Below are 13,824 nucleotides of genomic sequence, written 5' to 3'. Positions count from 1 at the left end.
GGCCCGAAGAGCCGCAAACCGGGTTCCGATTGGGCTTTCGGGCCGTCAGCGGCAAGACTGCTCCTGTGACGTCCCGTACTCCGCGCGACTCCCGGCTCCGACTCGTCCCCCGACAACCGATTGCGGCCGCCCGCCGGGCGGTGAGCACCCGGGCCACCCGCCCGGCGCCCAGGCCCCCCGAGGGCACCCCGCCGCCCGCGGAACTGGCCCGTCAGGCGCGCGTCGTACTGGCCGGCGCGGCCCGGCTCGCACGCTGGGCCGACCGCGCGGGCAGCCTCCGCGCCGGCCCCGACGGATCGCTCCCGGAGACCGCGGTCGTCGACGCCGCCGACGCCCTGGGCCTGCCCGCCCGGCACGTCCGCGCCGACTGGGACCGGGCCCGGCTCGCCGGACTGGTCGAGCTCCACGACGGCCTCGCCCGCCCCGGCTGGCGACTGCGCGCCTGGGACCGCGACGACACCGCCGCGCTGCGCGGCTGGGTCGCGCTCTTCGACGCCTGGTCGCTGGCCCTGCCCACCCCGGCCGAGGCGGGCCCCGCCGCCGTGGCCGAGGTCGTCGAAGCCGTCCCGCAGTTGCTGTCCCTGCTGCACCTGTCCGCCGGGCCGGTACGGCTGCCGGTACTGCTCGACATGCTCGGCCAGCGCGTCGCCGAACTGCGCACCGAACGCTGCGAGGTCCCCTACGAGGCGGACCCGGCCGCGGACGGCACCGACGCCGGGGGGACGGTGAGCGACGCCGCGGGGGCGCCGCTCACCGACCTCCTGCGCTGGGCGCTGGACGCGCTGCTCGCGGTCGGCGCGCTGATGCCGCCGGACGGCGCCCCCGAAAACGCCGACCAGGGCGCAGACGAGGGCCGCCACTACGGCCAGGAGGCGCAGCTGACACCGCTCGGCAACTGGTCGGTGTGGGTCAAACTGGAGCAGATCTGCGTCGCCGCGCAGAGCCCGGCCGGCAACATCGAGCAGTCCGCGGAGGCGATGCTGCGCGGCTGCGCCCGGCTGACCCCGGGCCCGGCCCGCGCCGAATACCGCGCCTGGCTCGCCGCCCGCTCCGTCGGCGCGGCCGTCGAGGAACTCCTGGCCGCCGCCCGCGGTGAGGACGCGCTGCTGCGCGGGCTGGCCTTCGAGGCGCTGCGCGCGGTCGGCCCCCCCGCCGAACCCGCCGTGCGCGCCGTCGCCGAGGAACCGGTACTGCGGCCCTACGCCCTGCTGTGGCTCTTCGAGCACGAGGGCGGCGACCCGGAGACCGCGCCCGACGTCCTCACCCGCGAGGAGTCGACCTGGCTGTGGGTGGACACCGCGGCGGCCGTCGCCGACCACGGCGAGACCCAACTGCTGGTCCGGCACCTGGACTCGGCCGTCCAGGGCTCAGTGCCGCGGCTGCTGGAGGAGGTCCGCGCGATCGGCCATCCGCGCACCGTCCAGGTGTTGGTGGCGCTGGCCGCCGCCCATCCCGACCCGGCGCTCGCCAAGGCCGTCCGCCGGGCGGCCTTCCAGGTGCACACCGGCGGCGCCTGACCGCCCGGTCACCCCGGCCGGGCGCCGGCGGGTCATGGCCCCGTCCCGCCCGGCCGGTAGGTGCCCAAGCGCCGAACGGCGTCCTCGACGTCCCCCACCGCCCCGTCGAACGGGCCGCCGTGGCCCTTCGGACCGAGCATCATCTTCCCCTCCCCGTAGGCGAGTTCGGCGTGCGGTACCGCTCCGTCGGCACCGTCGTACCGCGCGGCGACGGTGCATCCGAACGCCTCCGTCAGCCGCCGGAGGGCGCCCGGGGCGGCCCCGAACGGCAGCGTCGGGAACACCGCCGGCCTGCCCGCCATGTTGATCACCGCCCCCCTCGCGTCACCGGACGGCCGTCCGCCGCCCGGACTCCTGTGTCCTGGCTCACAGTCTCGCAGTGGGGTCTGACATCGCCGGATAACGACTTGCACCGGCCCGTTAGACTGCCTCTATGGCAGTTCTCCTTTGGGTTCATTAGACGGCGTAGACCGCTCTCGGACCGTCCGTCCAACCCGCCGTCTTCCTGCCCTGGAGTTTTCCCGTGATCACCGCTTCCGGCCTTGAGCTGCGCGCCGGCGCCCGCGTCCTCATCGAATCCGCTTCCTTCCGCATCGCCAGGGGTGACCGCATCGGCCTGGTCGGCCGCAACGGCGCCGGCAAGACCACCCTCACCAAGGTCCTGGCCGGCCAGGGCATGCCGGCCAGCGGGTCGGTCACCCGCTCCGGCGAGGTCGGCTACCTCCCGCAGGACCCGCGCACCGGCGACCTGGACGTCCTGGCCCGCGACCGCATCCTCTCCGCCCGTGGCCTGGACGCCGTCCTGCGCAAGATGCGGGAGAACGAGGACCGGATGGCGAACGGCCAGGGCGCCACCCGCGAGAAGGCCATGAAGAAGTACGAGCGGCTGGAGACCGAGTTCCTCACCAAGGGCGGGTACGCCGCCGAGGCCGAGGCCGCGACCATCGCCGCCAGCCTGGGGCTGCCCGACCGCATCCTCGGCCAGCCCCTGCACACCCTCTCCGGCGGTCAGCGGCGCCGCGTCGAGCTGGCCCGGATCCTCTTCTCGGACTCCGACATCCTGCTGCTCGACGAGCCCACCAACCACCTCGACGCCGACTCCATCGTGTGGCTGCGCGACTACCTCAAGACCTACCGCGGCGGCTTCATCGTCATCTCGCACGACGTCGACCTGGTCGAGACCGTCGTGAACAAGGTGTTCTACCTGGACGCGAACCGCTCCCAGATCGACGTCTACAACATGGGCTGGAAGCTCTACCAGCAGCAGCGCGAGGCCGACGAGAAGCGCCGCAAGCGCGAGCGCGCCAACGCCGAGAAGAAGGCCGCGGCGCTCAACTCCCAGGCCGACAAGATGCGGGCCAAGGCCACCAAGACCGTCGCCGCCCAGAACATGGCCAAGCGCGCCGACAAGCTGCTGGCCGGCCTGGAGGCGGTGCGGGTCTCCGACAAGGTCGCCAAGCTGCGCTTCCCGGACCCCGCGCCGTGCGGCAAGACCCCGCTCACCGCCGAGGGCCTCTCCAAGTCCTACGGCTCCCTGGAGATCTTCACCGACGTCGACCTGGCCATCGACAAGGGCTCCCGGGTCGTCATCCTGGGCCTCAACGGCGCCGGCAAGACCACCCTGCTGCGGCTGCTGGCCGGCGTCGAGACGCCGGACACCGGTGCGGTCCTCCCCGGCCACGGCCTCAAGCTCGGCTACTACGCCCAGGAGCACGAGACCCTGGACGCGGACCGCACGGTCCTGGAGAACATGCGCTCCGCCGCGCCCGACATGGACCTCGTCGAGGTCCGCAAGGTGCTCGGCTCCTTCCTGTTCTCCGGCGACGACGCCAACAAGCCCGCCGGCGTGCTCTCCGGTGGTGAGAAGACCCGCCTCGCCCTGGCGACCCTGGTCGTTTCCTCCGCCAACGTCCTCCTCCTCGACGAGCCCACCAACAACCTCGACCCGGCCAGCCGCGAGGAGATCCTCGGCGCGCTGCGCACCTTCAGCGGCGCGGTCGTCCTGGTGACGCACGACGAGGGCGCGGTGGACGCGCTGGCACCGGAGCGGATCATCCTGCTGCCGGACGGTGTCGAGGACCTGTGGGGCCAGGACTACGCGGACCTGGTCGCACTGGCCTGATCACCGCCGTACCGGTGCCGCCGGATGGATCACGCCTGCTGGATCATTCGGCCCATGGGTGATCCATCATCTGAGTGAGAACGGCTCGTACACCGGCGAGCCTGCGGCGACCGGCCGGGCCTCTCGGGCCCGGCCGTTGCCTTTTCTGCGGCACACCACCTGACCTGGCACTTCCCGCATATCGGGGTGCGCGCGAGGGCCGCGGTGCGCACGGAAGCGGGAATTCCGAGCGCACCGGGCGCCGGCGGGACGGCAAAGGATGTCCCACAGACCTTGCGGAATGGGTGGCCAGGAAGCCGGGGAGGGGTGATCATGAGAGTCCAGAGCGCACTTCCCACGAGGAGGCACGGGTGGCCGAGACTCTGAAGAAGGGCAGCCGGGTGACCGGCGCCGCGCGCGAGAAGCTCGCGGCAGACCTGAAGAAGAAGTACGACTCCGGAGCGAGCATCCGGGCGCTGGCCGAGGAAACCGGCCGCTCCTATGGATTCGTGCACCGGATGCTCACGGAATCCGGCGTGGTCCTGCGCGGCCGCGGCGGAGCCACGCGAGGCAAGAAGGCCGTCTCAGTCTGAGTACCGCGGCTCCGGGTGCAGGCGGTGCCCCCCGGCCGGCCGATGGTTCGGCCGGGAGGTTACCGTTCAGTCACTTACGCACGCAGGTGCGGTGGCTGACTCGGAGGCGCCCTCATGACTCTGCTCGACAAGCACGGTGTGCGGCTCACCGTGGACGACGCGATCGCCACGGTGACCCTCGCCAACGCGGCCAAGCGCAATGCCCAGAGCCCCGCCATGTGGCGGGCACTGGTCGAGGCGGGTTCGCTGCTGCCGGGAAACGTACGGATCGTGGTGCTGCGCGGTGAGGGCAAGTCCTTCTCCGCGGGGCTGGACCGGCAGGCGTTCACGCCCGAAGGGTTCGACGGCGAGCCGTCGTTCCTCGACTTGGCGCGCGGTACGGATGACGCGCTGGACGCCACGATCGCCGAGTACCAGGACGCGTTCACCTGGTGGCGGCGGAACGACCTGGTGTCCATCGCCGCCGTCCAGGGCCACGCCATCGGCGCGGGCTTCCAGCTGGCTCTCGCCTGCGACCTGCGGGTCGTCGCCGAGGACGCGCAGTTCGCCATGCGCGAGACCAGCCTGGGCCTGGTCCCGGACCTGACCGGTACCCACCCCCTGGTCGGCCTGGTCGGCTACGCCCGGGCGCTGGAGATCTGCGCCACCGGACGCTTCGTGCACGCCGAAGAGGCCGGGCGGATCGGCCTCGCCAATCTCGTCGTGCCCGGTGACGAACTCGACGCCGCGGTGGCCGACCTGGCCGCCGCGCTCACCGCCGCGCCCCGGGACGCCGTCATCGAGACCAAGGCCCTGCTGGCCGGCGCCGCGGAGCGCACCTACGAGGAGCAGCGCCGGGCCGAGCGCGCCGCCCAGGCGCGGCGGCTGCGGGACCTGGCCGGGGTCGGCGACTGACCGCCCACCCCGCGCGCACCGGTCGTCAGGCGCCGGCCACCGCCGTGACCAGCACCGCGGCCGACGTCGGCGCCGGCGGCCGACCGGTGACCGCCCGGCGGACGGCGCGGGCCACGTCCAACGGGCGATGACCGGCGGCGGTCGCCAACTGGATCAGTACGTGGTCCCCGTCGCCGCTGCGGGCCACCGGGCGGGAGCGTCCCGCCAGCGCCGGGGCGAGCCCGGCCACCCCGGGGACGGCGAGCACCCGGGCGGCGAGGTCTTCCGGGTCCTCGGCGCCCGGGCCCGCGCCGGCCCGGTGAGCGTCCTCCGCCGCGTCCGGCGTCGCAGCCGTCGGCTCCGCCGCCTCGTCCAGCAGGTCGCCGATCCGGAGGTCCACCGCGCTCACCCGCAGGCCCAGGCCCTCCTCGGCCGCGGTCAGCAGGGCCGTCCGGAGCTGTTCGGTGAGCGCCGGCAGGGGGCGGCCGGGCGGTGCGGCGAAGTCCGCCGCGATGCGCAGCGGGCCCGGCGGCAGGGCGCTGGGCGGCGCCGGCACGGTCGGTGCCGGGGCGTCGTCGGGGGCGGCGAGGGAGAGTCGCAGGTCGCCCAGTCGGATGCCGGGCGGGGCGCCGGGGGCCCGCAGGAGCGCCGCGCGGGCCGCGCGTTCGGTGATCCATGCGCCGTCCGCCGGGCCGCCGAGCGGCAGGACCCGGCCGAGGCCGAGCTGTTCCCGCACGGCGCGTGCCACCGCGTTCGCGGCCACCGCGTCACCCCTTTCCCGGACCACCTCCCAGCCTGCCGCAGTCCGCCCGCCCCGGCTGCCCACGGCACTCCGCTGCCGCGTCCCCGGAGCGCACCCGCTCGCCCGCCCCTACTGTGGGGAACAGGGTGAATGGCGCGAACGATGTGAATTGGATCAATGGCGTGAAAGGCGCGAGTCGTTCGATGTGCGCCAGGTCCGTCACCACGGCAGGCCCGTGATCCGTCATGCGGCGGGTCCGTGATGCGGCGCAGAAGGGACGCACGGCGATGACCGAGAGCCAGCAGAGCGCGGACACCACGAAGCCGCCGGTGAAACGGGGCGGGGGCGACCCCGCCACCCGCGGCCGGACCACCATCGCCGACGGCGTCGTGGAGAAGATCGCCGGGCTCGCCGCCCGCGACGTGGTGGGCGTCCACACGATGGGCAGCGGCTTCGCCCGCACGCTGGGCGCGGTGCGCGACCGGGTGCCCGGCGGCGGACGGTCGGCCACCGCGACGCGCGGGGTGAAGGCCGAGGTCGGTGAGGTGCAGACCGCGCTGGACCTGGAGATCGTCGTCGACTACGGGGTCGCCATCGCGGAGGTGGCCCGGGCCGTCCGGGAGAACGTGATCTCCGCCGTGGAGCGGATGACCGGCCTGGAGGTCGTCGAGGTCAACATCGCGGTGAGCGACGTGAAGCTGCCCGACGAGGATGACGAGGAAGGCGACGAAGGCGGGGTCGAGGGAGCGGAGCCGCGGCTCCAGTGACCGGGCCCGGCCGGAGCGGTAGCGAAGGAGCGCACGATGAGCATGGCCGTGATCGGTCTCGTGGCGGGGATGGCGCTGGGCTTCGCCGGGTACTTCGGCGGGTTCGGGGCCTTCGTCCTGGTGGCGGCGCTGGGCGCCGTCGGGTTCGTGGCCGGCAGGTTCCTGGAGGGCGACCTGGAGGCCGGGGAGTTCTTCCGCACCCGGACCGGCGACCGCGACGACCGGCGGCGGTGAACCCGGATGGCGACGGTGTCCCCGTCGGCCGCTGCCGCCGACGTACCGGCCGGTGAGCGCGGCGCGACCAGGATCGCCGACCGGGTGGTCGCCAAGATCGCCGCGCGAGCGGCCCGGGAGGCGCTGCGCGAGGCGTCCCCCGGCGGCCCCACCGATGCCCACGCCACGGTGACGGTGACCCGCCGCGATGTCCACCCGCCGTTCGGCGAAGCCCGACTGCGGATCGCCGTGGAGCTGCCCTACCCCGTCCCCATCGGCGCGCGGTGCGGACTGGTGCGGCGTCAGGTGGCGGACCACGTACGGACGTTGGCGGGCATGACGGTCACCGAGGTGGCGGTGCAGGTCGAACGGCTGAACTCGCCGCTGTTGGTCGACCGGGAGCGGTTGCGATGACGGGGCCCGGGAGCGCAGGGGGAGCGGAGGCCCGCGAAGGGGCCGACGGGCGGTCCGGTGAACGGTCCGGTGAACGGCCGGGTGCCGCGGGCGGGTTGCCGGCGGCGGCACCGGACGCCACGGTCCCCGGACCGGTCGACGGCGGGCCGGCCGGGCGTTTCTGGTCGGCCCGCCGGGTGCCGGCGGCGCTGGTCGCGCTGGTGCTGCTGGGCGCCACGGGTCTGCTGCTCTACGACGTGGCCGCGGTGCGGGCCGGCCGCACCGCCATGGCCTGGCGCCGGCGGCTCGCGCACGAACTGGCCGTCCGGCACCTCGACGACCCCTGGGTCATGGGCGGCGCGGCGGCCGCGATGGCCCTCGGGGTCTGGCTGCTCGTGCTGGCCGCCACCCCGGGCCTGCGGGCGGTGCTGCCGATGCGGCGCACCGCCCCCGACATCCGGGCCGGACTGGACCGGCCGGCCGCCGCGCTGGTGCTGCGCGACCGGGCCATGGAGGTCTCCGGTGTGCAGTCGGTACGGATAACCGTCGGCCGGCGCCGGGCGCGGGCGCGGGCCGTGGTGCACTTCCGGGAACTGGACGAGGTCCGCGGCGACCTCGGCACGGTGCTCGACGACGGGCTGCGGCAACTGGACCTGACGCACCGGCTGCGCCTGAGCGTCGACGTCCAACGCCCCAAGGGGAGGTGAGCGGGCGATGCGCACCGCCCGCGCGACCGTCAACCGGGTGCTGCTCGGGTTGGTCGGCCTGCTGCTGCTCGGCACCGGCGGGCTGGCCCTCCTGGGCGGCCTGGACCTGCCCGCCCGGTGGCACCTCGACCTGCCCGCCGGCTGGCCCTGGGCCGGCCCGGACGACGTCCTGCTCCCCGCGGAGCAGCGCACCCGGTTCACGGACCGCGGCTGGTGGTGGCCGGTGGTCATCGCCGGGCTGGCCGCGCTGTTGTTGTTGCTGCTGTGGTGGCTGCTCGCCCAGCTCCGGCGGCGCCGGCTCGGCGCGGTGCTGGTCGACAGCGGCGACGGGGCGGGCGCGGTGGTGCGCGGGCGGGCGTTGGAGGCCGTTCTGGCGGCCGAGACGGTGGCGGTGGACGGCGTCGACCGGGCGGCCGTCGCACTGACCGGCCGCCGCACGGCCCCCCGGGTGCGTGCCTTCCTGGTCCTCGCCCCGCACGCCGACCCCGGGACCGTGGTGCGGCGGCTGTCCGACGGGGCGGTGGCGCACGCCCGCACGTCGGCGGGCCTGGATCGACTACCGACGGAGGTCCGCCTGCGGGCGCTGCGCCACCGGGCGGAACGGGTCAGCTAGGGCCTGTCCGGTGGATCAGGGTCGGACGGGCCCTGGGTCTCGGCGTCCAGGCCCTGTCGTCACACGTCCGTCGTCACACGTCCGTCGTCACAGGTTCGTCGTCCGCTCGGAGGGCGGGCCGGGGCCCGGCGGCTGTCCTGCCGGGCCCCGGAAGTCGCCCCCGGTCCTCAGAAGCCCCGTCGGGCCCCGCCGTCCACCGGGACCATCACGCCCGTCAGGTAGGACGCGGCGGGGGACAGGAGGAAGGCGGCGGTGCGGCCGAATTCCGCGGGATCGCCGTAGCGGCGCAGCGGGATGGTGGCGGAGTTGCGGGCGCGGGAGCCCTCGGGGTCGCCGGAGAGCGCGTCGAGTTGGGTCATCCGGTCGGTGGCGATCCGGCCGGGGAGGACGCCGACGACGCGGATGCCGCGCGGCCCCAACTCGTCGGCGAGGGACTTGGCGAAGCCGGCGAGGCCCGGGCGGAGGCCGTTCGAGATGGTGAGCCCGGCGATCGGCTCGTAGACGGAGCCGGAGAGGACGAAGCCGATGGCGCCGCCCTCGCCCAGTTCGGCGGCGGCGGTGCGGGCGAACCGCACCGCGCCCAGGAAGACCGTCTCGAAGGCCGTCTGCCACTGGTCGTCGGTGTTGTCGGCGGCGGTGCCGGGGGCCGGGCCGCCCACGCTGATGAGGATGCCGTCGAAGCGGCCGAAGCGCTCCCGGGCGGCCGCCACCAGGCGGGCCGGGGCCTCCGGGTCGGAATTGTCGGCCGCGACGCCCAGCGCCCGCTCGCCCAGGGCGGCGGCCGCCTTGGTCGCGGCCTCCTCCGAGCGCCCGGTGATCACCACATTGGCGCCGTCGGCGACCAGTTCGCGGGCGGTGGCGAAGCCCAGGCCCCGGGTGGCGCCGGTGACGAGGTACGTCCGGTCGGTGAGTCCAAGATCCATGGCCCTAGTCTGCCCCCCGGCCGTGGTGCAATGCGAAGGCGGTCCCCACCAGGCCGATGTGGCTGAACGCCTGCGGGAAGTTCCCCAACTGGCGCCCGGTGACCGGGTCGTACTCCTCGGAGAGCAGCCCCACGTCGTTCCGTAGCGCCAACAGCCGCTCGAACAGCTTCCGGGACTCCGCCCGGCGCCCGGTCAGCAGCAGCGCGTCCGCCAGCCAGAACGAGCAGACCAGGAACGCGCCCTCGCCGCCCGGCAGCCCGTCCACCGTCCGTCCCTCGGTGCTGTAACGGCGTACCAGACCGATGGGGGCACCCCCCGTGCCCTTGAGGCCATGGGGGAGAGACAGTTCGCGGCGCACGGTGTCGACGGTGGAGACCACCCGCGGGTCGTTCCCCGGGAGGAAGCCGACCCGCGGGATGAGCAGCGTCGCGGCGTCCAGTTCCGTCGAGCCGTAGGACTGGGTGAAGGTGCCCCGCTCGGCGTCGTAGCCGCGTGCGCAGACCTCCCGGTGCACCTCGTCGCGCATCGCCCGCCAACGGTCCACGTCCCCGCCGAGCTTCGGGTACCGCTCCAGCAACTGCACCGCGCGGTCGGCCGCGACCCAGGCCATGACCTTGGAGTGCACGAAGTGTCGGCGCGGGCCGCGGATCTCCCAGATGCCGTCGTCGGGGTCGCGCCAGGTCGACTCCAGGTAGTCCACCAGCGCCCGTTGGATGCCCCAGGCGTGCGCTTCGGCCGGCAGTCCCGCGGTGCGTGCGACGTGGAACGAGTCGATCACCTCGCCGTAGACGTCGAGCTGGTGCTGTGTGACGGCGGCGTTGCCGATCCGCACCGGTACCGATCCCTCGTACCCGGACAGCCAGGGCACCTCGGCCTCCGGCAGCCGCCGTTCCCCGGCCAGCCCGTACATGATCTGGAGGTCGTCGGGGACGCCGGCCACCGCGCGCAGCAGCCAGTCCCGCCAGGCCCCGGCCTCGTCCAGATACCCGGCGGAGATCAGGGAGTTCAGGGTCAGGCTGGCGTCGCGCAGCCAGCAGTAGCGGTAGTCCCAGTTGCGGACCCCGCCCGGCTCCTCGGGCAGCGAGGTGGTGGGGGCCGCCACGATCCCGCCGGTGGGCGCGTAGGTGAGGGCCTTGAGGGTGATCAGGGAGCGGATCACCGCGGCGCGGTACGGGCCCTCGTAGCGGCACCGGGCGGACCAGGCGTGCCAGTCGTCGGTGGTGTCCGCCAGCGCCTGGAACGGGTCGATCTGGACGGGCCGGGGCTCGTGCGAGGGGTGCCAGGTGAGTACGAACGAGGTGCGTTCGCCGGCCGCGACGGTGAAGTCCGAGCGGGTGCTGAAGTCCTTGCCGTAGGTGGTGCCCTGGGACGGGGTGCGCAGCCATACGGAGTCCGGGCCGGCGACCGCCACCCGGCAGCCCTCGGCGGCGCGCACCCAGGGCACCACCCGCCCGTAGTCGAACCGCAGCCGCAGCACGCTGTGCATCTCGACGCGGCCGCGCAGCCCCGTGACGACCCGGACGACGTCGGGCATGCGGTCGCGCTGGGGCATGAAGTCGGTGACCCGGACGCTGCCCTCGGGGGTCTCCCAGACGGTGTCGAGGATCAGCGAGTCCCCGCGGTACGCGCGTTCGGCGCGGGCTTCACCGGACTGCGGGGCCAGGGTCCAGTGGCCGTTGTCCCGGCCGCCGATGAGGGCCGCGAAGCAGGCGGGGGAGTCGAAGCGGGGCAGGCACAGCCAGTCGATGGAGCCGTCCCGGCCGACGAGCGCGGCGGTCTGGAGATCGCCGATGAGTGCGTAGTCCTCGATGCGTGGGTGCACTCCGCGGCCATTCCCGCGCGGCGGCCGCGTTACTCGGGGGCGACGGCCGTCCGGGCTACGGGCTCCCCGTCCGCGGCCTCGGCGCCGACGGGCTCGGTGCCGACGGGCTCGGTGCCGACGGGCCCGGCACCGGAGGGTTCGGGGGTGTCCCCGGTCGCCCCGGCGTCGGCGGCCTCGGCCGCGGCGGTCAGTCGGTCGCGGCGCTCCCGACGCACCAGGACGACCCAGCCGACCGGCACCGCCGCCGCGAACAGCCACCACTGGATCGCGTACGCCATGTGCGGGCCGATGGAGTCGTGGTCCGGTTCCGGCACCTGCTCGGGGGTGTCGCTCTTGGGCCCGGTCTGCTCGATGTAACCGCCGAGCGTCGGGCGGCCCACCCGCTTCGCCTGCTGCTTGCTGTTGATCAGCATGACCTGGCGGGGCGGCAGGCCCTTGGTGTCCTTGATCCCGCTCTCCGCGGTGGTCTCGTCGGCCATGATCCGACCGGTGACCGTGACCGTCCCCTTGGGGGCGGCCGGGATGTGCGGGAACTTGGTGAGGTCGTCGCCGGCCGGGATCCAGCCACGGTTGACCACGACGACGTCGCCGTTGCCGAGGACCAGCGGCGTCAGGACGTAGTAGCCGATGGTCTGCTCGTCGGCGGCGGTGCGCTGGCGGACGACGACCTCGTGCGCGGTGTCGTAGCTTCCGGTGGCGGTGACCCGGCGCCACATGTCGCCGTGCGGCAGCCCCCGGCCGACCGCGGCCAGCTCGGTCACCGGGACGGGGGTGGCGGCCAGGTTGTGCGCGATCTGCGCGTTCTGCGCCACCTTGTGCTGATGGCGGTGGAACTGCCAGAACCCCAGCTTGATCATGACGGGGATCAGGACGAGGCCCACGAGGGTGAGGATCACCCACTGCCGGGTCAACAGGAAGCGGTACACGGCTGCGACGGTACCCCGCGTCCCTGGACGCCCGGCCCGGGGGTCCCCCCGGAGGCGCCGGGAGGGGCCGCCGGGCACCGCTGTGGGCCGCGGCCTCGACCGGCGTCAGACCCGGTCGACGATGCCCACCCGCCCCGCCGAGCGGGCGCAGTGCGCACCGCAGTACCACTGCCCCTCGGCCTCCACGCCCTGCCCGATGATCTGCACCCGGCAGTGCTCGCAGATCGGCGCCATCCGATGGATCGCGCAGGCGAAGCAGTCGAAGACGTGTACCGCGCCCTGCGCGTGCACCTCGAACGTCATGCCGTAGTCGTTTCCGCAAACCTCACAACGTGCCATGCGCCACAGAGTGCGGGTGGGGCCGCTACCGGGCGAGGCGCAGGTGGGTGTGTTGGCCGGGCTTCACCCGGACGCCGGTGTCCCCGGTGCCGACGCCGCGGGCGCCACGTCGCGCAGCAGCTGCATGAACGCCGCCTCGTCGATGACGGCCGTGCCGAACGTGGCGGCCTTGACCGTCTTGGACGTCCGGCCGTCCGGGTCGTTGGTCACCAGCAGGCTGGTCAGCCGGGACACGCTCGTCGCCACGTGCAGCCCGGCCTCGATCGCCCGGTCCTCCAGCAGCTCGCGATCGACGGAGGTGTCACCCGAGAAGGCGACCCGCATCCCCTGGACGAGCCGGCCGCCGGGCTCGTAGCGCCCCGGGTTGGGGTACGGGCAGGCGGGGCGCTTGCGGGCCGGCCGCCAGGAGACGGGGCGGTACGACGAGACGCTGCTGTGCGAGCGGGGCGCGGGGGCGTCGGACCACTCCGTCAGCGGCTGGCAGGTCAGCAGCGGCAGCCGGACGTTCGCTTGCGCGGCCCGGCGCAGGCTGGGGCGGAACGTCTCGGCCAGCACCCGGGCGTCGTCCAGGGCGTGGTGGGCGCGTTCCTGTATGACGCCGAAGTGCGCGGCGAGGGATTCCAGCTTGTGGTTGGGCAGCGGCAGGCCCAGCTCCTTGGAGAGCGCGATGGTGCACAGCCGCTGGCGCACCGGGGCGACCGCCGCGGCGCGGGCGTACTCCCGGGCCAGCATCGACCAGTCGAACATGGCGTTGTGCGCGACCAGCACCCGGTCCGTCAGGCGCGCCGACAGCTCCGGCACGATCTCCGGGAAGAGCGGGGCGTCCGCCAGCACCTCGCTCGTCAGCCCGTGGATCCAGACCGGTCCGGGATCGCGCTGCGGGTTGACGAGGGTGTACCAGGAGTCCTGGAACTCGCCGTGGGCGTCGAGTTGGTACACGGCGGCGGAGATGATCCGGTCGTCGCGGGCCAGGCCGGTGGTCTCCACGTCGACCACCGCGTACCCCTGGGGATACCCGGCCGGCCAGTCAGCCGGCGTCTGCGGGCCCGGCTGCCGGCCGATCTTCGGCGCGATCGAGGGGGCGGCTGCGCTGCGGTCTTCGAGCATGGTCACTGAGGATACGGGCCGCCACCGACAGCCACCGCATCGCCGGGGGCGCATCCGGCCGGGACACCGCGCGCCGCCACGGCCGGGCGCCGGCCGGGCGGGCCCGCGCGGACGCCGGTACGGACGCGGCTCGGACGCGGTACGGACCCGGCTCGGACGCCGTACGGCCCCCCGCACCGCGGCCGCCC

16 protein-coding genes are annotated in these 13,824 nt (G+C 74.4%); 9 read left to right on the top strand and 7 right to left on the bottom strand.

Annotated elements, in window-relative coordinates:
- Window positions 1-65 precede the first annotated feature (65 nt).
- Window positions 66-1,517, top strand: a complete 1,452-nt coding sequence (locus ACFVT2_RS06380) for a hypothetical protein (protein WP_390012848.1) — start codon at window positions 66-68, stop codon at window positions 1,515-1,517.
- Window positions 1,518-1,549: 32 nt separating this feature from the next.
- Here ACFVT2_RS06380 and ACFVT2_RS06375 read toward each other — a convergent pair whose 3' ends face one another.
- Window positions 1,550-1,819: a hypothetical protein gene (locus ACFVT2_RS06375; RefSeq protein ID WP_390012846.1), complete on the bottom strand. Its 270-nt coding sequence runs from the start codon at window positions 1,817-1,819 to the stop codon at window positions 1,550-1,552.
- A gap of 221 nt (window positions 1,820-2,040) precedes the next feature.
- Here ACFVT2_RS06375 and ACFVT2_RS06370 point away from each other — a divergent pair, with 221 nt between their 5' ends.
- The 3 genes from ACFVT2_RS06370 (at window position 2,041) to ACFVT2_RS06360 (ending at window position 5,105) form a co-directional block, all read left to right on the top strand.
- The gene (locus ACFVT2_RS06370; protein WP_390012844.1) at window positions 2,041-3,639 is read left to right on the top strand and encodes an ABC-F family ATP-binding cassette domain-containing protein; all 1,599 of its coding nucleotides are present in this window, start codon (window positions 2,041-2,043) and stop codon (window positions 3,637-3,639) included.
- 350 nt (window positions 3,640-3,989) lie between these two features.
- Window positions 3,990-4,211: a helix-turn-helix domain-containing protein gene (locus ACFVT2_RS06365; RefSeq protein WP_390012842.1), complete on the top strand. Its 222-nt coding sequence runs from the start codon at window positions 3,990-3,992 to the stop codon at window positions 4,209-4,211.
- 114 nt (window positions 4,212-4,325) lie between these two features.
- Window positions 4,326-5,105, top strand: a complete 780-nt coding sequence (locus ACFVT2_RS06360) for an enoyl-CoA hydratase/isomerase family protein (protein ID WP_390012840.1) — start codon at window positions 4,326-4,328, stop codon at window positions 5,103-5,105.
- A 25-nt stretch (window positions 5,106-5,130) separates the two neighbouring features.
- On the opposite strand, the gene ACFVT2_RS06355 is transcribed toward ACFVT2_RS06360, so the two are convergent.
- The gene (locus ACFVT2_RS06355; RefSeq protein ID WP_390012838.1) at window positions 5,131-5,847 is read right to left on the bottom strand and encodes a hypothetical protein; all 717 of its coding nucleotides are present in this window, start codon (window positions 5,845-5,847) and stop codon (window positions 5,131-5,133) included.
- Window positions 5,848-6,113: 266 nt separating this feature from the next.
- Between ACFVT2_RS06355 and ACFVT2_RS06350 the strand changes: the two genes are divergently transcribed.
- From ACFVT2_RS06350 to amaP, 5 genes are read left to right on the top strand one after another with little or no spacing between them, the layout of a single operon-like run.
- Complete coding sequence (locus ACFVT2_RS06350) at window positions 6,114-6,593, top strand: Asp23/Gls24 family envelope stress response protein (protein WP_390012836.1); 480 nt, start codon at window positions 6,114-6,116, stop codon at window positions 6,591-6,593.
- A 36-nt stretch (window positions 6,594-6,629) separates the two neighbouring features.
- Window positions 6,630-6,827, top strand: coding sequence for a hypothetical protein (locus tag ACFVT2_RS06345; protein WP_016573898.1), 198 nt, complete (start codon window positions 6,630-6,632; stop codon window positions 6,825-6,827).
- A 6-nt stretch (window positions 6,828-6,833) separates the two neighbouring features.
- Entirely contained in the window at window positions 6,834-7,220 is a 387-nt protein-coding gene (locus ACFVT2_RS06340; protein ID WP_390012834.1) for a hypothetical protein, read from the top strand.
- Window positions 7,217-7,906 carry a DUF6286 domain-containing protein gene (locus ACFVT2_RS06335; RefSeq protein WP_390012832.1) on the top strand — a complete coding sequence of 230 codons (690 nt, stop codon included), beginning with the start codon at window positions 7,217-7,219 and terminating at the stop codon, window positions 7,904-7,906. The genes ACFVT2_RS06340 and ACFVT2_RS06335 overlap by 4 nt, the downstream gene beginning before the upstream one ends.
- A gap of 7 nt (window positions 7,907-7,913) precedes the next feature.
- Window positions 7,914-8,519, top strand: a complete 606-nt coding sequence (amaP, locus tag ACFVT2_RS06330) for an alkaline shock response membrane anchor protein AmaP (RefSeq protein WP_390012831.1) — start codon at window positions 7,914-7,916, stop codon at window positions 8,517-8,519.
- 167 nt (window positions 8,520-8,686) lie between these two features.
- Here amaP and ACFVT2_RS06325 read toward each other — a convergent pair whose 3' ends face one another.
- The 5 genes from ACFVT2_RS06325 to ACFVT2_RS06305 all read right to left on the bottom strand — a co-directional run bounded on the left by ACFVT2_RS06325 (window position 8,687) and on the right by ACFVT2_RS06305 (window position 13,636).
- Window positions 8,687-9,442, bottom strand: coding sequence for an SDR family oxidoreductase (locus tag ACFVT2_RS06325; protein ID WP_390012829.1), 756 nt, complete (start codon window positions 9,440-9,442; stop codon window positions 8,687-8,689).
- 4 nt (window positions 9,443-9,446) lie between these two features.
- Complete coding sequence (locus ACFVT2_RS06320; protein WP_390012827.1) at window positions 9,447-11,264, bottom strand: glycoside hydrolase family 15 protein; 1,818 nt, start codon at window positions 11,262-11,264, stop codon at window positions 9,447-9,449.
- Between the two features lie 29 nt (window positions 11,265-11,293).
- Window positions 11,294-12,190: an SURF1 family protein gene (locus ACFVT2_RS06315; RefSeq protein WP_390012825.1), complete on the bottom strand. Its 897-nt coding sequence runs from the start codon at window positions 12,188-12,190 to the stop codon at window positions 11,294-11,296.
- Between the two features lie 105 nt (window positions 12,191-12,295).
- A complete protein-coding gene (locus tag ACFVT2_RS06310) occupies window positions 12,296-12,529 on the bottom strand; it encodes a hypothetical protein (RefSeq protein WP_039637610.1) in 234 nt (77 codons plus the stop codon).
- A gap of 63 nt (window positions 12,530-12,592) precedes the next feature.
- Entirely contained in the window at window positions 12,593-13,636 is a 1,044-nt protein-coding gene (locus ACFVT2_RS06305) for a DEDDh family exonuclease (protein ID WP_390012823.1), read from the bottom strand.
- Window positions 13,637-13,824 lie beyond the last annotated feature (188 nt).

It is taken from the genome of Streptomyces sp. NPDC058000 (genome assembly GCF_042886435.1).
Taxonomy (GTDB): domain Bacteria; phylum Actinomycetota; class Actinomycetes; order Streptomycetales; family Streptomycetaceae; genus Streptomyces.
The sequence above is the reverse complement of the archived record's forward strand: the minus strand, read 5'-3'. Positions and strand labels throughout refer to the sequence as shown.

Bases quoted from the DNA above. Each gene is read 5' to 3' on its own strand.
- ACFVT2_RS06375 (WP_390012846.1), bottom strand. From the start codon at position 1,819: ATGGCGGGCAGGCCGGCGGTGTTCCCGACGCTGCCGTTCGGGGCCGCC.
- ACFVT2_RS06360 (WP_390012840.1), top strand. From the start codon at position 4,326: ATGACTCTGCTCGACAAGCACGGTGTGCGGCTCACCGTGGACGACGCG.
- ACFVT2_RS06350 (WP_390012836.1), top strand. From the start codon at position 6,114: ATGACCGAGAGCCAGCAGAGCGCGGACACCACGAAGCCGCCGGTGAAA.
- ACFVT2_RS06345 (WP_016573898.1), top strand. From the start codon at position 6,630: ATGAGCATGGCCGTGATCGGTCTCGTGGCGGGGATGGCGCTGGGCTTC.
- ACFVT2_RS06340 (WP_390012834.1), top strand. From the start codon at position 6,834: ATGGCGACGGTGTCCCCGTCGGCCGCTGCCGCCGACGTACCGGCCGGT.
- ACFVT2_RS06335 (WP_390012832.1), top strand. From the start codon at position 7,217: ATGACGGGGCCCGGGAGCGCAGGGGGAGCGGAGGCCCGCGAAGGGGCC.
- amaP (WP_390012831.1), top strand. From the start codon at position 7,914: ATGCGCACCGCCCGCGCGACCGTCAACCGGGTGCTGCTCGGGTTGGTC.
- ACFVT2_RS06325 (WP_390012829.1), bottom strand. From the start codon at position 9,442: ATGGATCTTGGACTCACCGACCGGACGTACCTCGTCACCGGCGCCACC.
- ACFVT2_RS06310 (WP_039637610.1), bottom strand. From the start codon at position 12,529: ATGGCACGTTGTGAGGTTTGCGGAAACGACTACGGCATGACGTTCGAG.
- ACFVT2_RS06305 (WP_390012823.1), bottom strand. From the start codon at position 13,636: ATGCTCGAAGACCGCAGCGCAGCCGCCCCCTCGATCGCGCCGAAGATC.